This window comes from Candidatus Babeliales bacterium (genome assembly GCA_035288105.1).
GTDB lineage: Bacteria > Babelota > Babeliae > Babelales > Vermiphilaceae > SOIL31.
Genome location: DATEAY010000087.1, coordinates 1 through 17,384 on the forward strand (window position 1 = coordinate 1; position 17,384 = coordinate 17,384).

Below are 17,384 nucleotides of genomic sequence, written 5' to 3' on the forward strand. Positions count from 1 at the left end.
CACCAACTTCATATGGCGGAAGTTCAGCATGTAACTCTTTTTTAATATATAAAACACCAATTCCCGTTGGTCCTAATATCTTGTGTCCTGAAAAAACTAGAAAATCACAACCCAACTGATGCACATCAATTTTTTGATGTGGTACCGATTGTGCAGCATCAATAAGTACGCATGCGCCAACCGCTTGTGCACGTGCGATGATAGTTGCAATATCAACATGTGTGCCGACAGCATTAGATACATGAATCACAGAAACCATCTTTGTTTTGTTCGTGATAATGGAATCTAACTGCGAAAGATCAAGCGATCCATCAGGAAAAATAGGAATAAATTTGAGTACTGCACCTTTTTTTTGTGCGAGACGTTGCCATGGCAATAAATTTGCGTGATGTTCAAGTTCTGTCATAACAATTTCATCACCTGCTTTTATATGCATATCTCCCCATGTTGCAACGACAAAGTTAATGCCCGCAGTACATCCGCGAGTAAAAACAATTTCTGATGCATGTGCACCAATAAAATCTGCGACTTTTTTACGTGCATTTTCATACAATTGCGTAGCTTGCTCTGCAAAAAGATGAATACCACGATAAATATTGGCATTTGTGGTTGTATAAAATTGCACAACAGCATCAATAACTGATTGGGGTTTATGCGTGGTTGAGGCATTATCACAAGGAACTAAAGGATATCCATTAATTTTTTGTGATAAAATAGGAAAATCAGCTCGTAATTTTTTAAAATTATTACTCATAATCTATCCTTAACTGTTCACTCCCTTTGTACCCCGCATACTTCGATACACCCCTTCGGGGCACTCAGGACGAGCGGGGGAGGACAAATCAACTCCATATAAAAATTCCAATTCTAGGTCCGCTCGCCCTGAGTTTTTTTGCTTGCAAAAAAGTATCGAAGGGTACGGATATTTCACCCAATTATCTCTGAAAGTTTCTCTCTCAACTCATCACTCACAAACAAATCCGCAAAAAAAGCATTCAACAAAAGTTGCTGCGCTGTTTTTTCATCAATACCACGTGACGCAGCATAAAACAACTGTTCATCATCAAACCTACCAATTGCGCTTGCGTGGAAACATTTAACATCATTGGTTAAAACTTCTAAGTTTGGCACTGATAATGCACGAGCATTATTACTCAATAACATATTTTTATTTTCTTGTGATGCATTAGTCCCACACGCTTTTTTATCGACACGGATTGTTCCATGGTACTGTGCCTGCGCACTACCATACAACGCTCCCCTCATTACCAATACACTTGATGTATGGGGAACTTGATGATGTTGAAAGCTTGTGATTTGTATTCTATGCGAAGCGCTCCCAATATATGCGCCAACAATACGCGCATCTGCACCTTCTCCTTGCAATATGCAATCAATATTCACATGAACATCAGCGTGTACAACAAGAATTTCAACAACAAGTGCTGCATTACGTTCCACACAAAAGCGAATGTGCTTATCACGCATAGCGCTGCCTTCATCAATCAAAAAAACATATTTTTTGTGTTGATTTTCACCAACAATATACTCGCACACCATGTTATCCAATTGAATCTTCCATTTCCATTGCAATAAGACGATTAATTTCCACCGCATATTCCATCGGCAACAACTGCACAAATGCATCAATAAAACCATTTACAATTAATGCACGCGCTAACTGTTCGCTTAATCCACGTGATTGTAAATAAAACAGTTGTTCATCACTTACTTTACTCACTGACGCTTCGTGCCCAATATCCACTTGATCTTCACGAACATCAATTGTTGGATACGTATCCGTTTGGGAGATATCATCAAAAATAAGAGCGTCGCACTGTACTTTTGATTGCACATGATGCGCACCCTTGATAACCTTCAGCAATCCACGATAACTTGAACGGCCACCATCTTTACTGATCGATTTGGCAATAATATTTGATGTTGTATGCGGCGCGCAGTGGATAATTTTACCACCAGAATCTTGATGTTGACCACGTCCTGCAACTGCAAGCGAAATAATTGATCCTTTTGCGCCCGGTTCTTTGAGCACAATGCATGGATATTTCATGGTAACTTTACTGCCAAAATTACCATCAACCCATTCAACGCGCGCATCTTTATGCGCAACTGCACGCTTTGTTACCAAGTTGTACACATTATTCGACCAGTTTTGGATGGTTGTGTACCTGATGTGTGCTCCAGGCAATGCAACAAGCTCTACAACGGCACTGTGCAAGGAATTTTTTTTATAGATTGGCGCACTGCACCCTTCAACATATTCCACAAAACTGCCCGGCTCTGCAATAATCAGCGTACGCTCAAATTGGCCCATTTGTGATGAATCAATCCGAAAATATGCCTGCAGCGGCATATCAATACGTACTCCTGCAGGGACGTATACAAAGCTGCCACCGCTCCACACAGCAGAATTAAGTGCAGCAAATTTATTATCATGCGGAGGAATTATGGTAGAAAAATATTTTTTAACAAGATCTTCGTGATCGCGTAGTGCAGTAGACATATCAGAAAAAATAACGCCTTGATCTACCCAACGCTTTTTTAAATTTTTATAAATAACCTCTGAATCAAACTGCGCACCAACACCAGCTAAAAACTTCTGTTCTGCTTGCGGAATACCCAACTTTTCAAATGTTGTTTTGATTTTTTCTGGTACATCGGACCATTGCGTGTGCTGTTCTGCAATAGGTTTGATGTAGTAATAAATGTCATCTGGATCAAGATCTGTCAGATCGGCCCCCCATTGAGGCATCGGCTTTTGTTCAAAAATCTCCAGTGCAGCAAGACGGAAATCCATCATCCATGCTGGTTCGTTTTTTTTTTGAGAGATTTCGATAACGATTTGTCTGTTGAGACCTTTGGTGGCCCTAAAAACAAAATGAGGAATTAATGTTTTTTCCATGTATTTAGTATAACAAGAAACATTATGTAGGGAAAGACTGATTTTCCATCAAACAACTTAAACACATTCTCTATTTTCCCTCCAAATAATTCTTCTAAAAAATAAAAAATTGTAGTAGGGTGTCGCACAGGAAAAACAACAAAAATAAAGGATCGTATGAAATTCTCATCAAAAAACATCTTCTCTGTATTATGCACTTCCATCATTCTTTACACTGCAGCTTTTGGAATGGATGCACCAATGGAACTGGAAAAACAACTCACAACTCATGTGAATAAAGAACCAAAATTAAAATTTACTCCTCAGTGTCGCACCCTGAGAGAAATAGAGAATGATTTTTTCATTTTTGCAGTAGCCAAAAGTTACTGTGACGGAATAAAGACAAAAGCATACTTTAAAAGTCAGAAACCCGAAACTGTTTATAGCAACTATGGAGAAAGAAGCTATAAAAAATATGATTCTTGGGACCACGATCTTCCCACTCCAGATAGACGTTGCTCGGTTTATAACGCAATAGATAGCGCATTTTCTAATGACGGATCAAAAGCCATTTTTGCTCAATATAGTCATGATGATGAACTTAATTCTGATCATTTTTACCCTCTGGGCAGAACTCCTGGGCTTCTTGTAGCAGTATTTGATCTTGGAACAAAAAAAATGTCTCAGTATCAAATTAATGGTGATTTAGGCCAGATTTGCGGGGACTTTGGTAAACTTATAGTTTCTAATAATGGAAACTATTGTGCTCGGCTATTGAAGCAATCTGCTCTCCAAGGCCGACCAGCTTCCACTACTGTTATTATCGACAACAGGATATTGTACATCACTATACTATCAAGGTAGCCCATTCGTTAGATGCAACATCCATCTCTTTTGCGAAAGACGACAATACAGAACTTCTTGTAGAAGGAATAAATGGAAACAAAGTTTTTGAGATAAAGTATTTTGATGATGGGTGTTTTTACCCTACTTATGGATCGGCAGTATATGATGCTTTCAAGAGAGGCAAAACACAAGAAATTCACTCCATTTACGCTCTACAAGATAAATGTGGCCGCGGTAGAGTTCCATTCATGGGTTTATGTGATGCTACATTAATCGAAAAACTTCAAGAAGCTGGCCTTAGAGACATACAACCAGATGATCTTGTGATTTATTCTGGTACTTTACATAAAGAAACAGGTCTCAAGATAATACCTGCCAAATATTTCACAAAAGGAAAGGGAGGTTATGCCCTGCTTGTGAATGGCATACACTTGTATTTCCATCCAAATTCATTTCTTGAAAATAGAATGTCTCCCGGACTATTTACGCTAGTTATATTTACTTATAATAAAAACAAATACATCATACCTGAACAGTCACGCTATCAACTAATACAGGAAGTAATACGAAAAGGCTATATCGTTCCTACTGGCAACAACAATGAATCTTGTTTTTTACAAGAAAGTTTTACTGATGAAAATCTAACTGTATCCAAAGTTACTTCGAGTTATGAACTCAATAAAGAACTTATTAATCGCCTTTACAAATAAAAAAAAAGTTTATGCTTGCCTAAAAACTAACTAATAACGCGCACATACTTAGCTAAAGAAATAACTTCTTCTTTAACTTTATGTGCGCAGTCTTCTTTGAACATTTTCATGTTCATTCATTTCTCACATTCTCTCTTAGATAGTTATGGTTTTAAAACCATCATACCCCTGAGCTTCTAATGTGTGCGCAACGGTTGCATCGCCAGAAAGTACTATGCGCCCATCACACAACACATGAACATGATCAGGAACAATGTAATTCAAAATTCTTTGGTAATGAGTAATAAGCAGAATGCTCATATCGGGATTTTCTTTACGTGCAAGCTCAATGCCCTGTGCAACAATTTTGAGCGAATCAATATCCAAACCAGAATCAATTTCATCAAGAATGGCAATTTTTGGCCGCAATATAAGAAGTTGTAAAAGTTCAAATCGTTTTTTTTCACCACCAGAAAAACCAACATTAAGACTTCTGGCAATAAAAGAAGAGTCTATGTTGAGCTGAGCACAACGCTCCAAAAGCAATGTTTGGAAATCAGTAACGGCTATATGTTTGCCCGTTACTGCCATGTACGCCTCTTTTAAAAAAGAAGCAACAGAAACTCCCGGTATTTCACACGGATGCTGAAATGCAAGGAATAAACCATTTTTTGCCCGCTCATGAATTGGCATATCCGCAATACTTACTCCATTCAGCAGCACAGATCCAGATGTTATAGCATAACCTGGATGCCCCATAAGCACATACGCCAACGTGCTCTTGCCAGATCCATTGGGACCCATAACGGCATGAATGGTCCCTGCATTAACATCTAAAGCAATATCATAAAGTACTGGTTTATCTAGAACTGAAACAGAAATGTTATTAATTGATAAAAGTGCGCTTTTTTCCATGAAATTAGTATAACAAGAAGCACCATGCATTGAAAGAAGCATTTTATTCTAGTTAATATATAACTATTTCTAATACAAATACTCTTTGCTATTTTGACCTATACCACATAATATGATACCTTGAATAAAAAATCCAATAAGATATTTATTACATATGAAAGAATACGGTATTATGAAAACCATAAGAAAAAATATAGTTGCTTTATCGTGCTTACTTTTCAATTGTATCATCGTGAGCATGGATCGTCCCACTATTCAGGTAAGAATTCTCATAAATCCCGATAAAATTTCTGCTTTTTATCAAACACAAAATAGACACGAACATGCAAGCACAATAGGAATTACTTCATGTGAAGAAGATCCAATGCTCCCCATTATAGCAATTGTTAAAGAAAAAAATGGATCTACTCTTGATTGGACAAAAAATGTGCCAACTGTGATCAGAGAATATGAAACAAAACTTCTTACAAATCAAAATCTCTCTTTTGCAGAACAACTTCCCAAAGCTGTAGTGATAGAAAGCCTTATTCTTCCCTCAGCATTACCCGCTCGATTGGCTTACAATTGTTCAAATGGATCCACAATTAATTTCATTATTCATGGTTTTCCTGTGGAAGCAACGTTCGGCGGTAATGAAGCAACATTTGATAGCAAGAAAGTAACCTTTGCTGAGCGATACAATCGTGTAACGGAAAGGTTTTATAGATACCCAACCATATATCTTTCTCAAACAGAAAAAAATAAACTCGCTGCTGCCAATGTACTAACAAAAAAAGAGAACCCACGTTGTAATATTCTAATATGCAAGTGTCCACAATTTATCTATGAAAATGGTAAAAAAGGCTGCACAAATATTGAACAATCAATGATTGAAAAACGAACAAAAGCATATAACAACAGCAAATTTTGGTTCGTTATGAATCGGCAACTGGGAATCAAGCAACAAAGTGAAAAATGGAATAAGCAGCATATTTTTCCTAAAATCCCACCCAAGTAACCCCTTTTGCATAATAAAACATATTGTGTTAGTATAAAAATACAAATAAGATTTATAATAACCCTTCACAGGCAAGGAAAATCCCGTGAAAAATATAACAAAAAAAGCTTTATATGCGCTGCTACTGCCACTTTTAACCGCTAATTTTGCTATTATTGGTATGAAACGAGCATCGCATCCAATGACAGATAGTGCTATGGCTCAGCCTAACAAAAAACGCAAAATTGAAGCAATCATGGAGAGTCCTTATAAACATAGTTCCCACAAAGAAGTCCTTAGGGGAACAATAGAACTTGACGATGATGTAACGGTAGGTTTTGGTAATAATGCTTGCATTGCAGCCCTCAACAAAGCCGGCATTCCAGCCCAACACAACTGGCCCCTTGTACCAATCAAAATTTTAATTCCAAATTCAAAGAAAAATCCACAGGATGCGCAAACGTTTACCGACTGGACAGAAGACACGCTTCCTATTATTCAGGAAAATATCAATAATACCGTACATAGACAGTTACGCCAGGAAATGGAAAATCTTTCTCCTCTACTTGGTGGTGTCGATTTAACGCCCGAAAATAGGCAATCATGGATGGATTGGCAAACAAGAAATGAATGTATGCTAAACTCTGCCCAGCGTAAAATTGAACAACTAAGATACCCAGTACCTCTCATACCAGTGCACTACCTTTCTTCCTCTAGTAATACAAAACTTAATCTTTTTGGTTGCTGCAATGTACAATTAACCTTTGATCAGCATCAAAAACTTGATGGCCAAGTAAAACAATTTCATGAAACGCCTGGAATGTTCAGTCGTCTTAATGGTGGAGCAGAATCAATATTAAGAGAAATTGAAAAGATACAAGCATTACCTCAAGCAGAAACCGAACTAGAAAGAAATAGAAGACGGGAGACCTTAGAAAGTTTCAACAATAGACTTTCCAAGATTGGCAATAAACAGATGTATGAAACAGAAGAAGAATTACAAGAAAAAAATCTGATCAAAAAACATCGGTCAAGAGAGAGAACCGGAATTCTTGATACAATTGGTTACAACCTACTGTATCACACAAACAGCTCCTATAAACCTGGTAATAACTCCCCCGATATGAGTCGCCTTGTTTTGGAGCACAATCTTAAAAAAGAAAAAAATCCTTTTTATGTTGTACGAGACAGACAAATAGGTGTAGCAAACAGATTATTTTAATGCAGCATCTCACTTACAATTTTTTACAAAATAACGCGCGCGTATTTAGCTAAAGAAATAATACCTTCTTTAACTTTATGCGCGCATCTTTTTGTAGTATCTGCATACCATCGGCAAGAGCTTTGTTATATGTCATCAAACTCTGGAAAACAACCCTTGATATGTATCACGTACTAAAGTACGCTAAATACAATATATGATATTATGAGTATCTTAAAAAACTAAGAGTTCTAATGATTAAGTCCTTTAATTGCAAAGAAACGAAAAAGATATGGGATGGTGCTTATTCTTCTAAGTTTCCTACTGATATTCAGGAGCGAGCTTTGCGAAAGTTGAGACAATTAGATGCCTCCAATACTCTTGAGGATTTAAAAAATCCACCAGGTAACAATTTAGAACTTCTGAGAGGTAATAGACGAGGTCAGATGAGCATACGGATTAATCAGCAATGGAGACTTTGTTTTGTTTGGAAAAATGATGGAGCATATAACGTTGAAATTGTTGATTATCATTAAAAAAATGGTGAATGTATGACTAAAAAAATAGTGCACAATCCTCATGCTGGAGAAATCCTAAAATTTGAATTTCTTGATGAATTAAGCATGAGCCAAAATGCTTTAGCAAAGGCCATTCACGTTCCAGCAAATCGAATCCATGCCATTGTACGAGGAGAGCGAAGTATTACAGCAGACACCGATTTACGACTGTGTAAATTTTTTGGACTGTCCGAAGGATATTTTTTACGGTTACAGTTGTCCTATGAACTTCTTGATGCTAAGCGAGAATTGGTTAAAAAAATCGCCAAAATTAAGCCCTACTCAGAAATAATACAAGAAACTTCTTTATATCAAAAACGGTAGACAGATAATTACAAAATAACGCGCGCATATTCAGCTAAAGAAATAATACCTTCTTTAACTTTATGCGCGCCATCTTCTTGTAGTATCTGCATGCCATCGGCAAGAGCTTGGTTATATATATCAGCAAATTGTGGATTAGCTATAATCAAAGCACGTAGCGCTGGTGAAATTTCTAGCAATTCAAATATACCAACTCTACCCTTGTAGCCAAGATTATCGCACGCTGCACATCCAGAAGATTCGTATACCGTATTGCTATCTATACCAAGTTTTTTTAAAAGTTTTTTTTCTTCCACTGTTGCAGCACGACTTGTACGACAATCAACGCATAATTTTCGCACCAAGCGCTGCGCTAAAATGCCAGATAGTGCTGCATTGAGTAGGAATGGTTCAATTCCCATATCCATAAGACGCATGATTGCACTTGGTGCATCAGCAGTGTGCAGTGTACTGAGTACAAGGTGCCCCGTCAGCGCTGCTTCAATGGCAATGCGTGCGGTAATTTTGTCTCTAATTTCTCCCACCATGATAATATCAGGATCTTGACGAACAAGAGAACGTATCCCTTTTTCAAACGTAAACCCTGCAGGAACGTTTATTTGTGCTTGTGTTATGCCATGTAAGGAATATTCAACAGGATCTTCTAACGTGACAATATTACGTTCGGAACTGTGTAGAAAAGAAAGGGCTGCATAGAGCGTTGTTGTTTTACCAGACCCAGTTGGCCCAGTGACCAAAAAAAAACCACTATGCCGTTCCAATAATTGTTTAAATCTTGTGAGCATAGTAGGTTCAAAACCAAGACTTTCTAGCGTAATTGTTTGCAATGCGCGATTCAAAATACGAACAACCATTTTTTCGCCATACAAACACGGAAACGTAGAAACTCGCACATCAATTTCGTTGCCTTCATGCATTACGTGAAATTTACCGTCTTGTGGAATTCTACGCTCGGTACTACTGAGAGAGGCTAAAATTTTTAAACGAGCAATGATTGCTGAACTCAGCTGAGCAGAAAATGATCTTTGATCAATCAAAATACCATCAATACGGAACCGAACACGTAATTCATCACGCGTTGGCTCAAGATGAATGTCAGATGCTCTATGTTTAATTGCATCATCAAGCAGCGCCTGCACGCGGGAAACAATTGATTGATCATCTATAACATCTGCCTTATTACTCAAAAGAATCCTCCTCATCATTATCAAGAGGATACGCACTGTCCGCATCTTCATCGTCTAGTATGATAAATTCTCCCATCAAGATTTGTTCTTCTCGAATATTTTGATCTTGAGAATCTTGCGTATCTGCTTTATCGTAATACTCTTTTACTGCATCACAAATATCGCGCGCAACACCAACATAAAAACGAATGTCATACGAAACATTTTCACCAATTTCAAACAAAAGCTCTGGATTACTAGGATCGGCTGCAATCACTATCATCATGTTTTCATCAACCTGCAAAGGTATAATTTCATTTCTCAGTAACATATCTTTGTCAAACATACGCACAAGATGTGTTTCAAAAAAATATCCCACAACATCAAATGAGGGAACTTGGTAATATTCAGACAACGCTTCGAGCAGTTGCTCTTTTTCAACAACACCTTCACTCAACAAAAATTCATCAAATTGATCAACATCTGATTCATGATACGTTGCAAGTAGCTTTACTGCATCTTCTGCCGTAATACATTTTAATTCTACTAAGACACGTAAAAACCCTACTTCAAAATCCCTTTTTATTTCCATTACTTTCCTTTAATTATCCAACTTTCAATCCAACAAGAAAACCTACCACTAAACTTGCTGTTCCTGGAATATTGGATTTTGTCCACTCTAATAAGAGTGCACCATATCCATCCCCTACCGCAGGCATAGATTGCAAACCAAGCATTTCATGTATTTTTGAAACATTAAAAGAAACTGCAACATACTCAAACTGCTGCAACACAACAAGCCCTACAATCAAAAGAACTAATGCTATAAAGTATTCACTGTATTTTTTGATGAGAAACCCTGTAATAAAACCAATTGCCCCACAAATACCAATATCAACCAGGGTGTTTTTATCCATACCGAGCTTATTGGCTATTGTTTCTGGCTGTACCGCATTCTTCAGTGATTCAATAAGTCCTGGTTGTTGAACTTGAATATCAATTTGTGGAACTTGTCCTTCAGTAAGCATAAAATCCTTCCTTTCTGTTTTACCCCATGTTTCTAACACCACTCTCTTAGCCCCATGCTCCGCTACTCTTCGCACAAGGTCCCCCGGCGAGAGAAACAAAGCTGGGGACAAAAGTATTTATGGGAGTTTTTCTATATTTCTTACATTTCTAGTTTAAGTATAACGGCACAAAAGCCTTACAATCAAGAAAAAGCAACTAAATCAAAAAAAAGAAGCGTCCGGAGACGCTTCTTTTAAAGATTGCCAAACAAATAAGCTTATTTAATCATAGCTTTCAACGCTTTGCCTGGTTTGAACTTTGGAACTTTTTTCGCAGCAATTGTCATTTTTTGACGAGTCACGGGGTTAATTCCAACACGACTTTTTCTTTTCATTACTGAAAAAGTACCAAATCCTGTGAGAACTACCTGTTTTCCTTGTTTCAACGCACCACTAACAGAAGAAAGAAATGCTTCTAGCATTTCTTTACATGCTGCTTTTGACTGCTTAGTTGATTTAGCCATTGATTCGATTAACTTTGCCTTGTTCATAATAAAACATCCTTTACTTATTGACCCATGGCAAAGCAAACAAAAAACAAAACGAGTACTATCTGTAAACTAGCCATAGGAGTATGTGTTGTCAAGTAATTTTTTTACTGATCTTTTTCTACCTACTAAAAACTCTTTTTTATTGCGGACATCCAAACGGGGTAAAACCCGTTGAATACAAGGACATTCTTTTTTTGATCCCTCTTTACGGGGTCCCCACGCTAGCTTCAGCGATAGTGGGGTAAAAAGTTTGGTGCCGAGAGCCGGACTCGAACCGGCACGAGTTTACACTCGAGGGATTTTAAGTCCCTTGCGTCTACCTATTCCGCCATCCCGGCAACACCATTTTTGGAGGCGGCACCCGGATTTGAACCGGGGATCAAGGTTTTGCAGACCCGTGCCTTACCACTTGGCTATGCCGCCACACACAAATATTTCAATTAAACCAATTCATAAGACATTTTAAATGTAGCATAAAATACGTATTCTGCAAGCTTTTTAACCTCAATAGCTCGCACTGGTGAAAGAACTGCTCAACTCATTATTTGGAAAAACCTGCTCCAGCGCACACGTTGCCAGAAATTAATTGGATGCTTAATTAAATCAACAATCCACCATGATTCATCACTATCAATTGACCAAATACGGAAAATAATTCTGCCATGAATTTCTCCTTCTTTAATTGGACCAAAGAAGCGACAATCATGACTTCCTAATCTGTTATCCCCCATGCACCAATATTCACCTGTACCAAGTTTGATATAAAAGACATCTGATCTGTTCCAATTATTGCTTGCTTCATCAGGTGTAGTTTTACCATTTTTTGATTCTAATGGTGCTCCGGGAACGAGCATTTGAGGATTTCCCTCTTTATCACGGACAATACGTTTTTCATTCAAATCATAAAACGGTTGTTGATCGTAGGCTACACTTGAGTCATATGATCGCCACGTTGCTTCTTGCTTCAAACGCTGCGTAATATAATCATTAACTGCAGATTTATCAACTTTATAACCACGGGATACTTTTTGTATCTCGTCTTGTATGCGTTGCATTAAAATATCAGGATCTTGACGATATACATGAATCAATGGATATGCATTAATATATGGCTCATTTATTTTTTCACCATTACGATACACAACAGGTTTGCCATCTTCAATAACTCCACGAATAACATCACCGGGAACCCCAATAACACGTTTTGTCCAATTTGACGGACCCCACACATAACGTTCAAAAAGTTTTTTTGCTGAATTAGTTGAATACTTAAAACTAGGATCATTGAATGCTATAATTTCACCATGTCGTGGTTTTCTAAAATTATAGGAAAATTTATCTGCAAAAAAACGTTCCCCTACTAATATAGTTGTTTCCATCGATCCTGTTGGAACTTGGTACAACCCAAATCCAAACGTACGAATCAAAAAAACGATGAGTAATAAAAAAGCGAATTCTGAAATCTGCGCGAATAAACCTTGTTTTTTGTGATGCTTTTGTTGAGCCATTCTAATTCCTTTATACTATTTTAGAGTTTATTCCTATCCATACATCTGGGCTCACCGCGCTCATTCTGAACTTGTTGAAGAATTAAGCGCGCCTGATCCTTCAACAAGTTCAGGATGAGCGCAAAAGAATTAGATCAGGAACAAACTCTTATGTTTTCTATCATGTCATTCGTGGTAAACAATGCATCGGATTAATGCGCTTGCCATGTTCATATACTTCAAAATGAAGATGCGAACCATCTTTACCTTTTTTCCTTACAAATCCTGTTTCTCCAACAGTACCAACCATTGTTCCCTGTTTTACTTTTTGTCCAACATACACACGAATAGCGTGCAAATGTGCATACCGCGTTTTTATTGCCCCTGTGTGTTTAATAACAACGGTGTTACCATACCCCGCCTGAAAAGAAGCTTCTTCAACAACTCCTGCACGCACTGCATGCACAGCAGTTCCTTTTACCGCTGCCATGTCAATGCCATGATGAAACCCCCAGGCTCCATCAATGCGTTTGCGTGGACCAAACAATGAACTTAACCAAAATTTATGTGCATCAATTGGCCAGATAAATCCACATTCTTTGATGGGTCGACGAACTGTCTTAACTTTTTTTTCTTTTTTTTGCACTACAACAGGTTTAATAGAAGTTTGTTTTTTTTGTTGTTGAGCACTACGTGGAGACTTATTTTCTGTAATTTTTGGATAGGATGATTCTGTGTAATCAGACCAGCGATCAATATCAATTGCAGTCATTAACGCATTAAGTTCTTGTGATTCCATATAATCTAATGTTGATTGTTTAAGATAATCAGGATGTCTATTAATTACCACAAAAGAATCATCAACATAGTCATCATCATTGTCAGGAGCATCGCTGCTTTCTGCTGCAGATATTTCATCCATAATAATGTGCGATTCTTCTGTCATTTCTTCTGGAACTTCATACAGCTCTTGCACAGCATCTTCTGCAGCATCATCCATTTCCTTAACCGAATCGCTATGCTCTTCGACATCGTCGTTCATTTTCTTGTGCAACACATCAATATATTCGGCATATTGTTGTTTGAGCAAAGACAACTGGCGAACTTGATTACAAAAAAAACGATATTCAACAAAAAGAAGTATCATAATGACAATCATGATACTCGCAAAAAAACTAAATAATACTGAATAAACAAAGGGAAAACGTTTATCAAACATATGTGCTATAAGTTATGGGTTATATTATATAATTTGAATGACATCTGCTTCAACCCAGCCAATCATATCAGCATATTGAATTTTATACCACCCTTCTCTTGTTTCTTTCACCCTTGCACAATCAGCATACACAACGGGCGAAAGTACGTGGAAGCTCTTATCGGGCCCAGCAAAAAGCATTGATTCTTTCTTCACAACAATTGCCTGATTTGTATTGTGTTGCATATAATGCGTTCCTAGCACCACAGCAAAAATTGATATAACAAGGCACACACAATTTTGTGCTATTTTTCGTATTCCTGTCTGTTTTTTACGCATTACAAAAATAAAAAACCACCAACACATAAGGAAAAAGAGCTGTAAAAAGAATAAAGACACATACAACAATGGCGATTGTGCACGTTCTATAGCATTGTGCCAGAGTGATTGCTCTTTTTGTTTACCTATTTTTTTTAAAGCATGGTCTTTATTGCGCATAATAAGATCATACTCATGCGGCGTTGCACCCACTTGCGCACGTGACCAATACACAAGCGCACGCGAATAGTCTTCTTTATAAAACAGGCAGTTACCCATGTTATACAAAACAGCACGGCCCTTTTTACTCATCATATCGTATGCATGGAATGCATTATCGTAATCTTTTTGTGCGTAATATTTATTACCACGTAAAAAAAATTCTTCATCACTACCAGCAAAAGCTGCTGACATAACAAATACACACATAAAAAACAATGTTATATAATTTTTTCTAAGCGTTCTAACCATTGCTTTGCCATCCTACAAAGTTCATCGGCATTTTTATTATCTGATTGCGCGTATGCAGCATGCGTAATACGCTCAAAAAATCCATTCCATTGATTAATATGTTCATCTGACATGTTGCGCACACGCAACATAGTTGCGATAGAACAGATCTCAGAGGTTTGACTGCATTGTTGCAATAATTGCATAAAAGTAGAATGCAGCATTCGGGTATCATTATTTTCTATGCAATACATTATTTTTTTACGAGCTTGCTTGAATGCACGTCTACGCACTAAACGCGCAGAACTACCACTCAACACAATAAACTTTTCTAGTACTATTGGATAACCAATGTAAAAACATGGTATTAAAAACAATAGTTCAAACAACCACCACGGTAATGGTTGTCGTTGCGCAACAGGATACCACTGTCCAACCATATTAATATCCGCAATATCATCTTCAATCGCCACAGGTGTTTTGGCAACATGAACAACCGGTGTTGTATCTTTTTTTGCGCTCGTAACACCGGGCATAATCGATACAGCAAGTGGAGAAGTACGCAATGTTACATATGCGTTTCTTTCGACATCAAAATACGTAAAGAGTTGTTCTGGAACTTCACACTCTCCGCACTGCATTCCTTGCACAATAAATTCAAATCTTTTCTTTGGCAATTCATCAGCATGTGTTGATAGAATAATCGCACTGTTCGAATCATAATATTTTAGTGCTTTGGGCATTTTCAACTTTGGCGTTGCTATAGCTTGTAAATTACCAACCCCTTCAATTTCGAGAGTTAACACCATGCCTTCGCCTTCTTTTGCCATTCCAGGTTTTATTGCGGCAGAAATATACTCAAAAGAACCTACTGCATGAACTTCACCATCAAAGTGTGGCAGAGGCAAAACTTTAACCGTAGCCGCATTGGAGTACACTCGCTTGCGATCAACGCGATTATTCATAAAGAATAAAAACCCACCCAACAAGTGATTATTATCCTTACTTGGAATCTCATAATCAGCATTGTAGGCAGGAATAATAAATTCTCCTGGCTTTGTCGGATACATATCCCATCGCCACTGAGCATAACGATATTGTGAACCATCAATTTCAGCAACTCCCGTTTCTAATTTACTAGTTTCCTTGATAGCAAAGCCTGATAATTCCGGAACACCAATGTTGGTCAAAGATATTGATGAATCTTGATAATAAAAACGAAGCATGCAACTCATTTTTTGCCCAACAACAACAGTTTCTGTATCAACCATCAATCGTAAAAATGCCTTTGTTTGTGTCTCAGCATTACTTTTATTTTTTTGTGCTGCAATCCCAAGATCTTTAACAACTGCAATCTGCAGCTGATTAGAAACAAGTTCTTGTTGCTGATGTGTGACAACTGCCGGCCCAAGAAGATATGACCCAAGAGTATCAATGCGCACTTGATATGAATAACGTGCTGTTGATTTTCCATTAATAGAGCTCACGTACGAACCAGCAAGTCTTGTAACAAAACCCTGCAAGCCTTTAATAGTTGGTGCTTGAATTGATCCATAGACATCATCTACAATTACATCAATCGTAAATGGTTGACCAACAATCACCTGATTCTGTGCTCCACCTTCAGTACGAATTTCCATTGCAACACGCGCATCTAAAAAAATAACTACACAACTTACAAAGCATATAAAAAATTTACCAACAATTTTGCCCATTTTTTCCACCATGTTGACGAACTTTTGCTTCCATTAACTGTTTATTAACCGCCTTATCACGCAATTCTTGGTTATTCAAAATACTCACAAGCCAAGGATCATCTATTAAGGCATCCTCCTTCGCTAAAGCTTCTGAGGATGCATTCGCTGACGCGGAAGAAGATGTATCTTGCCCTTGCCTATCACCAGATGTTGCATTAGTCTTATCTTTAGTTCCATCTTGTTTATCGGTAGATTGACCATGTTCCTTACCCTGCTGTTTATCTCGATCTTTTTGTGCAGTGTTCGGCTTTTTGTTAAAATCTTGTTCACCATTCCGCTCTTTATTTTTGGTGGACTTTTGCTGCTTATTATCTGCATCCCCTTGCTTTTCTCTCTGTGCGTCGTTGTCACCTTGCTCGGAGTCATCTCCTTGCTCACCCTTGGACTTTTGATCTGATTGACCATCTGATATATTATTTTTTTGATTCTGCTTGTGCTGATCGTTACCTTGCTGCTGATCATTTTTACCATCATTTTGTTCTTGATCATTGCCATCACCAGATTGCTCATCTTGCTTTTGTTGATCTTCATTTTGCTTATCTTGATTATCTTTTTGGTCTTCTTTTTGATCTTTGTCTTTTTGCTGATCTTGTTGTTTTTCTTGTTCTTGTAACATCTGCGCAACACGATCACGATTGTGATGTGCATATTCATTATCCGGCTCTATCGCCAACGCCTTATCGTATTGTTCAAGCGCACAGTGCAAATTCTTGTTATCAACGCACGCATTACCTGCATTGAAATGTGCACGAAAACATAACTCTTTATCGTCATGTGCACATTCTGCCGCACGAGTAAAATATCCCACTGCCTGACTAAAATTATTAAGTCCATGCGCAATAAAACCTGCATCATACAAAACATCGGCGCTATCTGGTGCATCAACAACAATTTTTTTGAGTTGTTCATCAGCCCCTTTTATATCACCCTTTTGCGCAGCATAAATAGCAGAATCGTACGAGAATGGATGTGTTGAAGAAAATATACCTAAACAAGCAAATACAAAAAAATATCTATAACATGAACCACAAAGACGTACA

19 protein-coding genes and 2 tRNA genes are annotated in these 17,384 nt (G+C 37.7%); 6 read left to right on the plus strand and 15 right to left on the minus strand.

Annotated elements, in window-relative coordinates; translation table 11 throughout:
• The 3 genes from VJJ26_05415 to sufB all read right to left on the minus strand — a co-directional run.
• Positions 1 to 754, minus strand: a 754-nt coding sequence (locus VJJ26_05415) for an aminotransferase class V-fold PLP-dependent enzyme (protein HLC07589.1), incomplete at its 3' end; no start/stop codon positions are given.
• A 173-nt stretch (positions 755 to 927) separates the two neighbouring features.
• A complete protein-coding gene (locus VJJ26_05420) occupies positions 928 to 1,560 on the minus strand; it encodes a SufD family Fe-S cluster assembly protein (protein HLC07590.1) in 633 nt (210 codons plus the stop codon).
• 1 nt (position 1,561) lies between these two features.
• Positions 1,562 to 2,923, minus strand: coding sequence for a Fe-S cluster assembly protein SufB (gene sufB / locus VJJ26_05425; protein HLC07591.1), 1,362 nt, complete (start codon positions 2,921 to 2,923; stop codon positions 1,562 to 1,564).
• A 156-nt stretch (positions 2,924 to 3,079) separates the two neighbouring features.
• Here sufB and VJJ26_05430 point away from each other — a divergent pair, with 156 nt between their 5' ends.
• Both VJJ26_05430 and VJJ26_05435 read left to right on the plus strand, forming a co-directional pair.
• A complete protein-coding gene (locus VJJ26_05430) occupies positions 3,080 to 3,766 on the plus strand; it encodes a hypothetical protein (GenBank protein HLC07592.1) in 687 nt (228 codons plus the stop codon).
• Positions 3,664 to 4,458 (plus strand): hypothetical protein, encoded by a 795-nt coding sequence (locus tag VJJ26_05435; GenBank protein HLC07593.1) that lies wholly within the window; start codon positions 3,664 to 3,666, stop codon positions 4,456 to 4,458. Before VJJ26_05430 ends, VJJ26_05435 begins: the two co-directional genes overlap by 103 nt.
• Before the next feature lie 135 nt (positions 4,459 to 4,593).
• Here the strand turns inward: VJJ26_05435 and sufC are convergent, their stop codons facing one another.
• The gene (sufC, locus tag VJJ26_05440; GenBank protein HLC07594.1) at positions 4,594 to 5,394 is read right to left on the minus strand and encodes a Fe-S cluster assembly ATPase SufC; all 801 of its coding nucleotides are present in this window, start codon (positions 5,392 to 5,394) and stop codon (positions 4,594 to 4,596) included.
• A 130-nt stretch (positions 5,395 to 5,524) separates the two neighbouring features.
• On the opposite strand from sufC, the gene VJJ26_05445 reads away from it, so the two are divergent.
• From VJJ26_05445 to VJJ26_05460, 4 genes are all read left to right on the plus strand, one after another.
• Positions 5,525 to 6,349 carry a hypothetical protein gene (locus tag VJJ26_05445; protein HLC07595.1) on the plus strand — a complete coding sequence of 275 codons (825 nt, stop codon included), beginning with the start codon at positions 5,525 to 5,527 and terminating at the stop codon, positions 6,347 to 6,349.
• 85 nt (positions 6,350 to 6,434) lie between these two features.
• On the plus strand, positions 6,435 to 7,550 hold the full coding sequence (locus VJJ26_05450) for a hypothetical protein (protein HLC07596.1): 1,116 nt from the start codon (positions 6,435 to 6,437) through the stop codon (positions 7,548 to 7,550).
• Positions 7,551 to 7,783: 233 nt separating this feature from the next.
• Positions 7,784 to 8,065: a type II toxin-antitoxin system RelE/ParE family toxin gene (locus VJJ26_05455; GenBank protein ID HLC07597.1), complete on the plus strand. Its 282-nt coding sequence runs from the start codon at positions 7,784 to 7,786 to the stop codon at positions 8,063 to 8,065.
• A 15-nt stretch (positions 8,066 to 8,080) separates the two neighbouring features.
• Positions 8,081 to 8,410, plus strand: a complete 330-nt coding sequence (locus tag VJJ26_05460; GenBank protein HLC07598.1) for a HigA family addiction module antitoxin — start codon at positions 8,081 to 8,083, stop codon at positions 8,408 to 8,410.
• Positions 8,411 to 8,418: 8 nt separating this feature from the next.
• Here the strand turns inward: VJJ26_05460 and VJJ26_05465 are convergent, their stop codons facing one another.
• The 11 genes from VJJ26_05465 to VJJ26_05515 all read right to left on the minus strand — a co-directional run.
• Complete coding sequence (locus tag VJJ26_05465) at positions 8,419 to 9,597, minus strand: GspE/PulE family protein (GenBank protein ID HLC07599.1); 1,179 nt, start codon at positions 9,595 to 9,597, stop codon at positions 8,419 to 8,421.
• Positions 9,590 to 10,168: a hypothetical protein gene (locus tag VJJ26_05470; protein ID HLC07600.1), complete on the minus strand. Its 579-nt coding sequence runs from the start codon at positions 10,166 to 10,168 to the stop codon at positions 9,590 to 9,592. Before VJJ26_05470 ends, VJJ26_05465 begins: the two co-directional genes overlap by 8 nt.
• Positions 10,169 to 10,181: 13 nt before the next feature.
• Positions 10,182 to 10,646: an FUN14 domain-containing protein gene (locus tag VJJ26_05475; GenBank protein HLC07601.1), complete on the minus strand. Its 465-nt coding sequence runs from the start codon at positions 10,644 to 10,646 to the stop codon at positions 10,182 to 10,184.
• A 215-nt stretch (positions 10,647 to 10,861) separates the two neighbouring features.
• A complete protein-coding gene (locus VJJ26_05480) occupies positions 10,862 to 11,134 on the minus strand; it encodes an HU family DNA-binding protein (GenBank protein HLC07602.1) in 273 nt (90 codons plus the stop codon).
• A gap of 251 nt (positions 11,135 to 11,385) precedes the next feature.
• Positions 11,386 to 11,472, minus strand: a tRNA-Leu gene (locus tag VJJ26_05485).
• A gap of 11 nt (positions 11,473 to 11,483) precedes the next feature.
• Positions 11,484 to 11,557, minus strand: a tRNA-Cys gene (locus tag VJJ26_05490).
• 110 nt (positions 11,558 to 11,667) lie between these two features.
• Complete coding sequence (lepB, locus tag VJJ26_05495) at positions 11,668 to 12,642, minus strand: signal peptidase I (GenBank protein ID HLC07603.1); 975 nt, start codon at positions 12,640 to 12,642, stop codon at positions 11,668 to 11,670.
• A gap of 160 nt (positions 12,643 to 12,802) precedes the next feature.
• A complete protein-coding gene (locus VJJ26_05500) occupies positions 12,803 to 13,780 on the minus strand; it encodes a M23 family metallopeptidase (protein HLC07604.1) in 978 nt (325 codons plus the stop codon).
• An 84-nt stretch (positions 13,781 to 13,864) separates the two neighbouring features.
• Complete coding sequence (locus tag VJJ26_05505; GenBank protein ID HLC07605.1) at positions 13,865 to 14,608, minus strand: hypothetical protein; 744 nt, start codon at positions 14,606 to 14,608, stop codon at positions 13,865 to 13,867.
• Positions 14,578 to 16,314: a BatD family protein gene (locus VJJ26_05510; protein ID HLC07606.1), complete on the minus strand. Its 1,737-nt coding sequence runs from the start codon at positions 16,312 to 16,314 to the stop codon at positions 14,578 to 14,580. Before VJJ26_05510 ends, VJJ26_05505 begins: the two co-directional genes overlap by 31 nt.
• The coding region (locus tag VJJ26_05515; GenBank protein ID HLC07607.1) for a hypothetical protein at positions 16,283 to 17,384 on the minus strand (1,102 nt) is incomplete at its 5' end. The genes VJJ26_05515 and VJJ26_05510, both read right to left, overlap by 32 nt.

Bases quoted from the DNA above. Each gene is read 5' to 3' on its own strand.
- VJJ26_05445 (HLC07595.1), top strand. From the start codon at position 5,525: ATGAAAACCATAAGAAAAAATATAGTTGCTTTATCGTGCTTACTTTTC.
- VJJ26_05470 (HLC07600.1), bottom strand. From the start codon at position 10,168: ATGGAAATAAAAAGGGATTTTGAAGTAGGGTTTTTACGTGTCTTAGTA.
- VJJ26_05420 (HLC07590.1), bottom strand. From the start codon at position 1,560: ATGGTGTGCGAGTATATTGTTGGTGAAAATCAACACAAAAAATATGTT.
- sufB (HLC07591.1), bottom strand. From the start codon at position 2,923: ATGGAAAAAACATTAATTCCTCATTTTGTTTTTAGGGCCACCAAAGGT.
- VJJ26_05510 (HLC07606.1), bottom strand. From the start codon at position 16,314: ATGGTGGAAAAAATGGGCAAAATTGTTGGTAAATTTTTTATATGCTTT.
- VJJ26_05505 (HLC07605.1), bottom strand. From the start codon at position 14,608: ATGGTTAGAACGCTTAGAAAAAATTATATAACATTGTTTTTTATGTGT.
- VJJ26_05455 (HLC07597.1), top strand. From the start codon at position 7,784: ATGATTAAGTCCTTTAATTGCAAAGAAACGAAAAAGATATGGGATGGT.
- VJJ26_05480 (HLC07602.1), bottom strand. From the start codon at position 11,134: ATGAACAAGGCAAAGTTAATCGAATCAATGGCTAAATCAACTAAGCAG.
- VJJ26_05460 (HLC07598.1), top strand. From the start codon at position 8,081: ATGACTAAAAAAATAGTGCACAATCCTCATGCTGGAGAAATCCTAAAA.
- sufC (HLC07594.1), bottom strand. From the start codon at position 5,394: ATGCTTCTTTCAATGCATGGTGCTTCTTGTTATACTAATTTCATGGAA.
- VJJ26_05500 (HLC07604.1), bottom strand. From the start codon at position 13,780: ATGATTGTCATTATGATACTTCTTTTTGTTGAATATCGTTTTTTTTGT.
- lepB (HLC07603.1), bottom strand. From the start codon at position 12,642: ATGGCTCAACAAAAGCATCACAAAAAACAAGGTTTATTCGCGCAGATT.
- VJJ26_05430 (HLC07592.1), top strand. From the start codon at position 3,080: ATGAAATTCTCATCAAAAAACATCTTCTCTGTATTATGCACTTCCATC.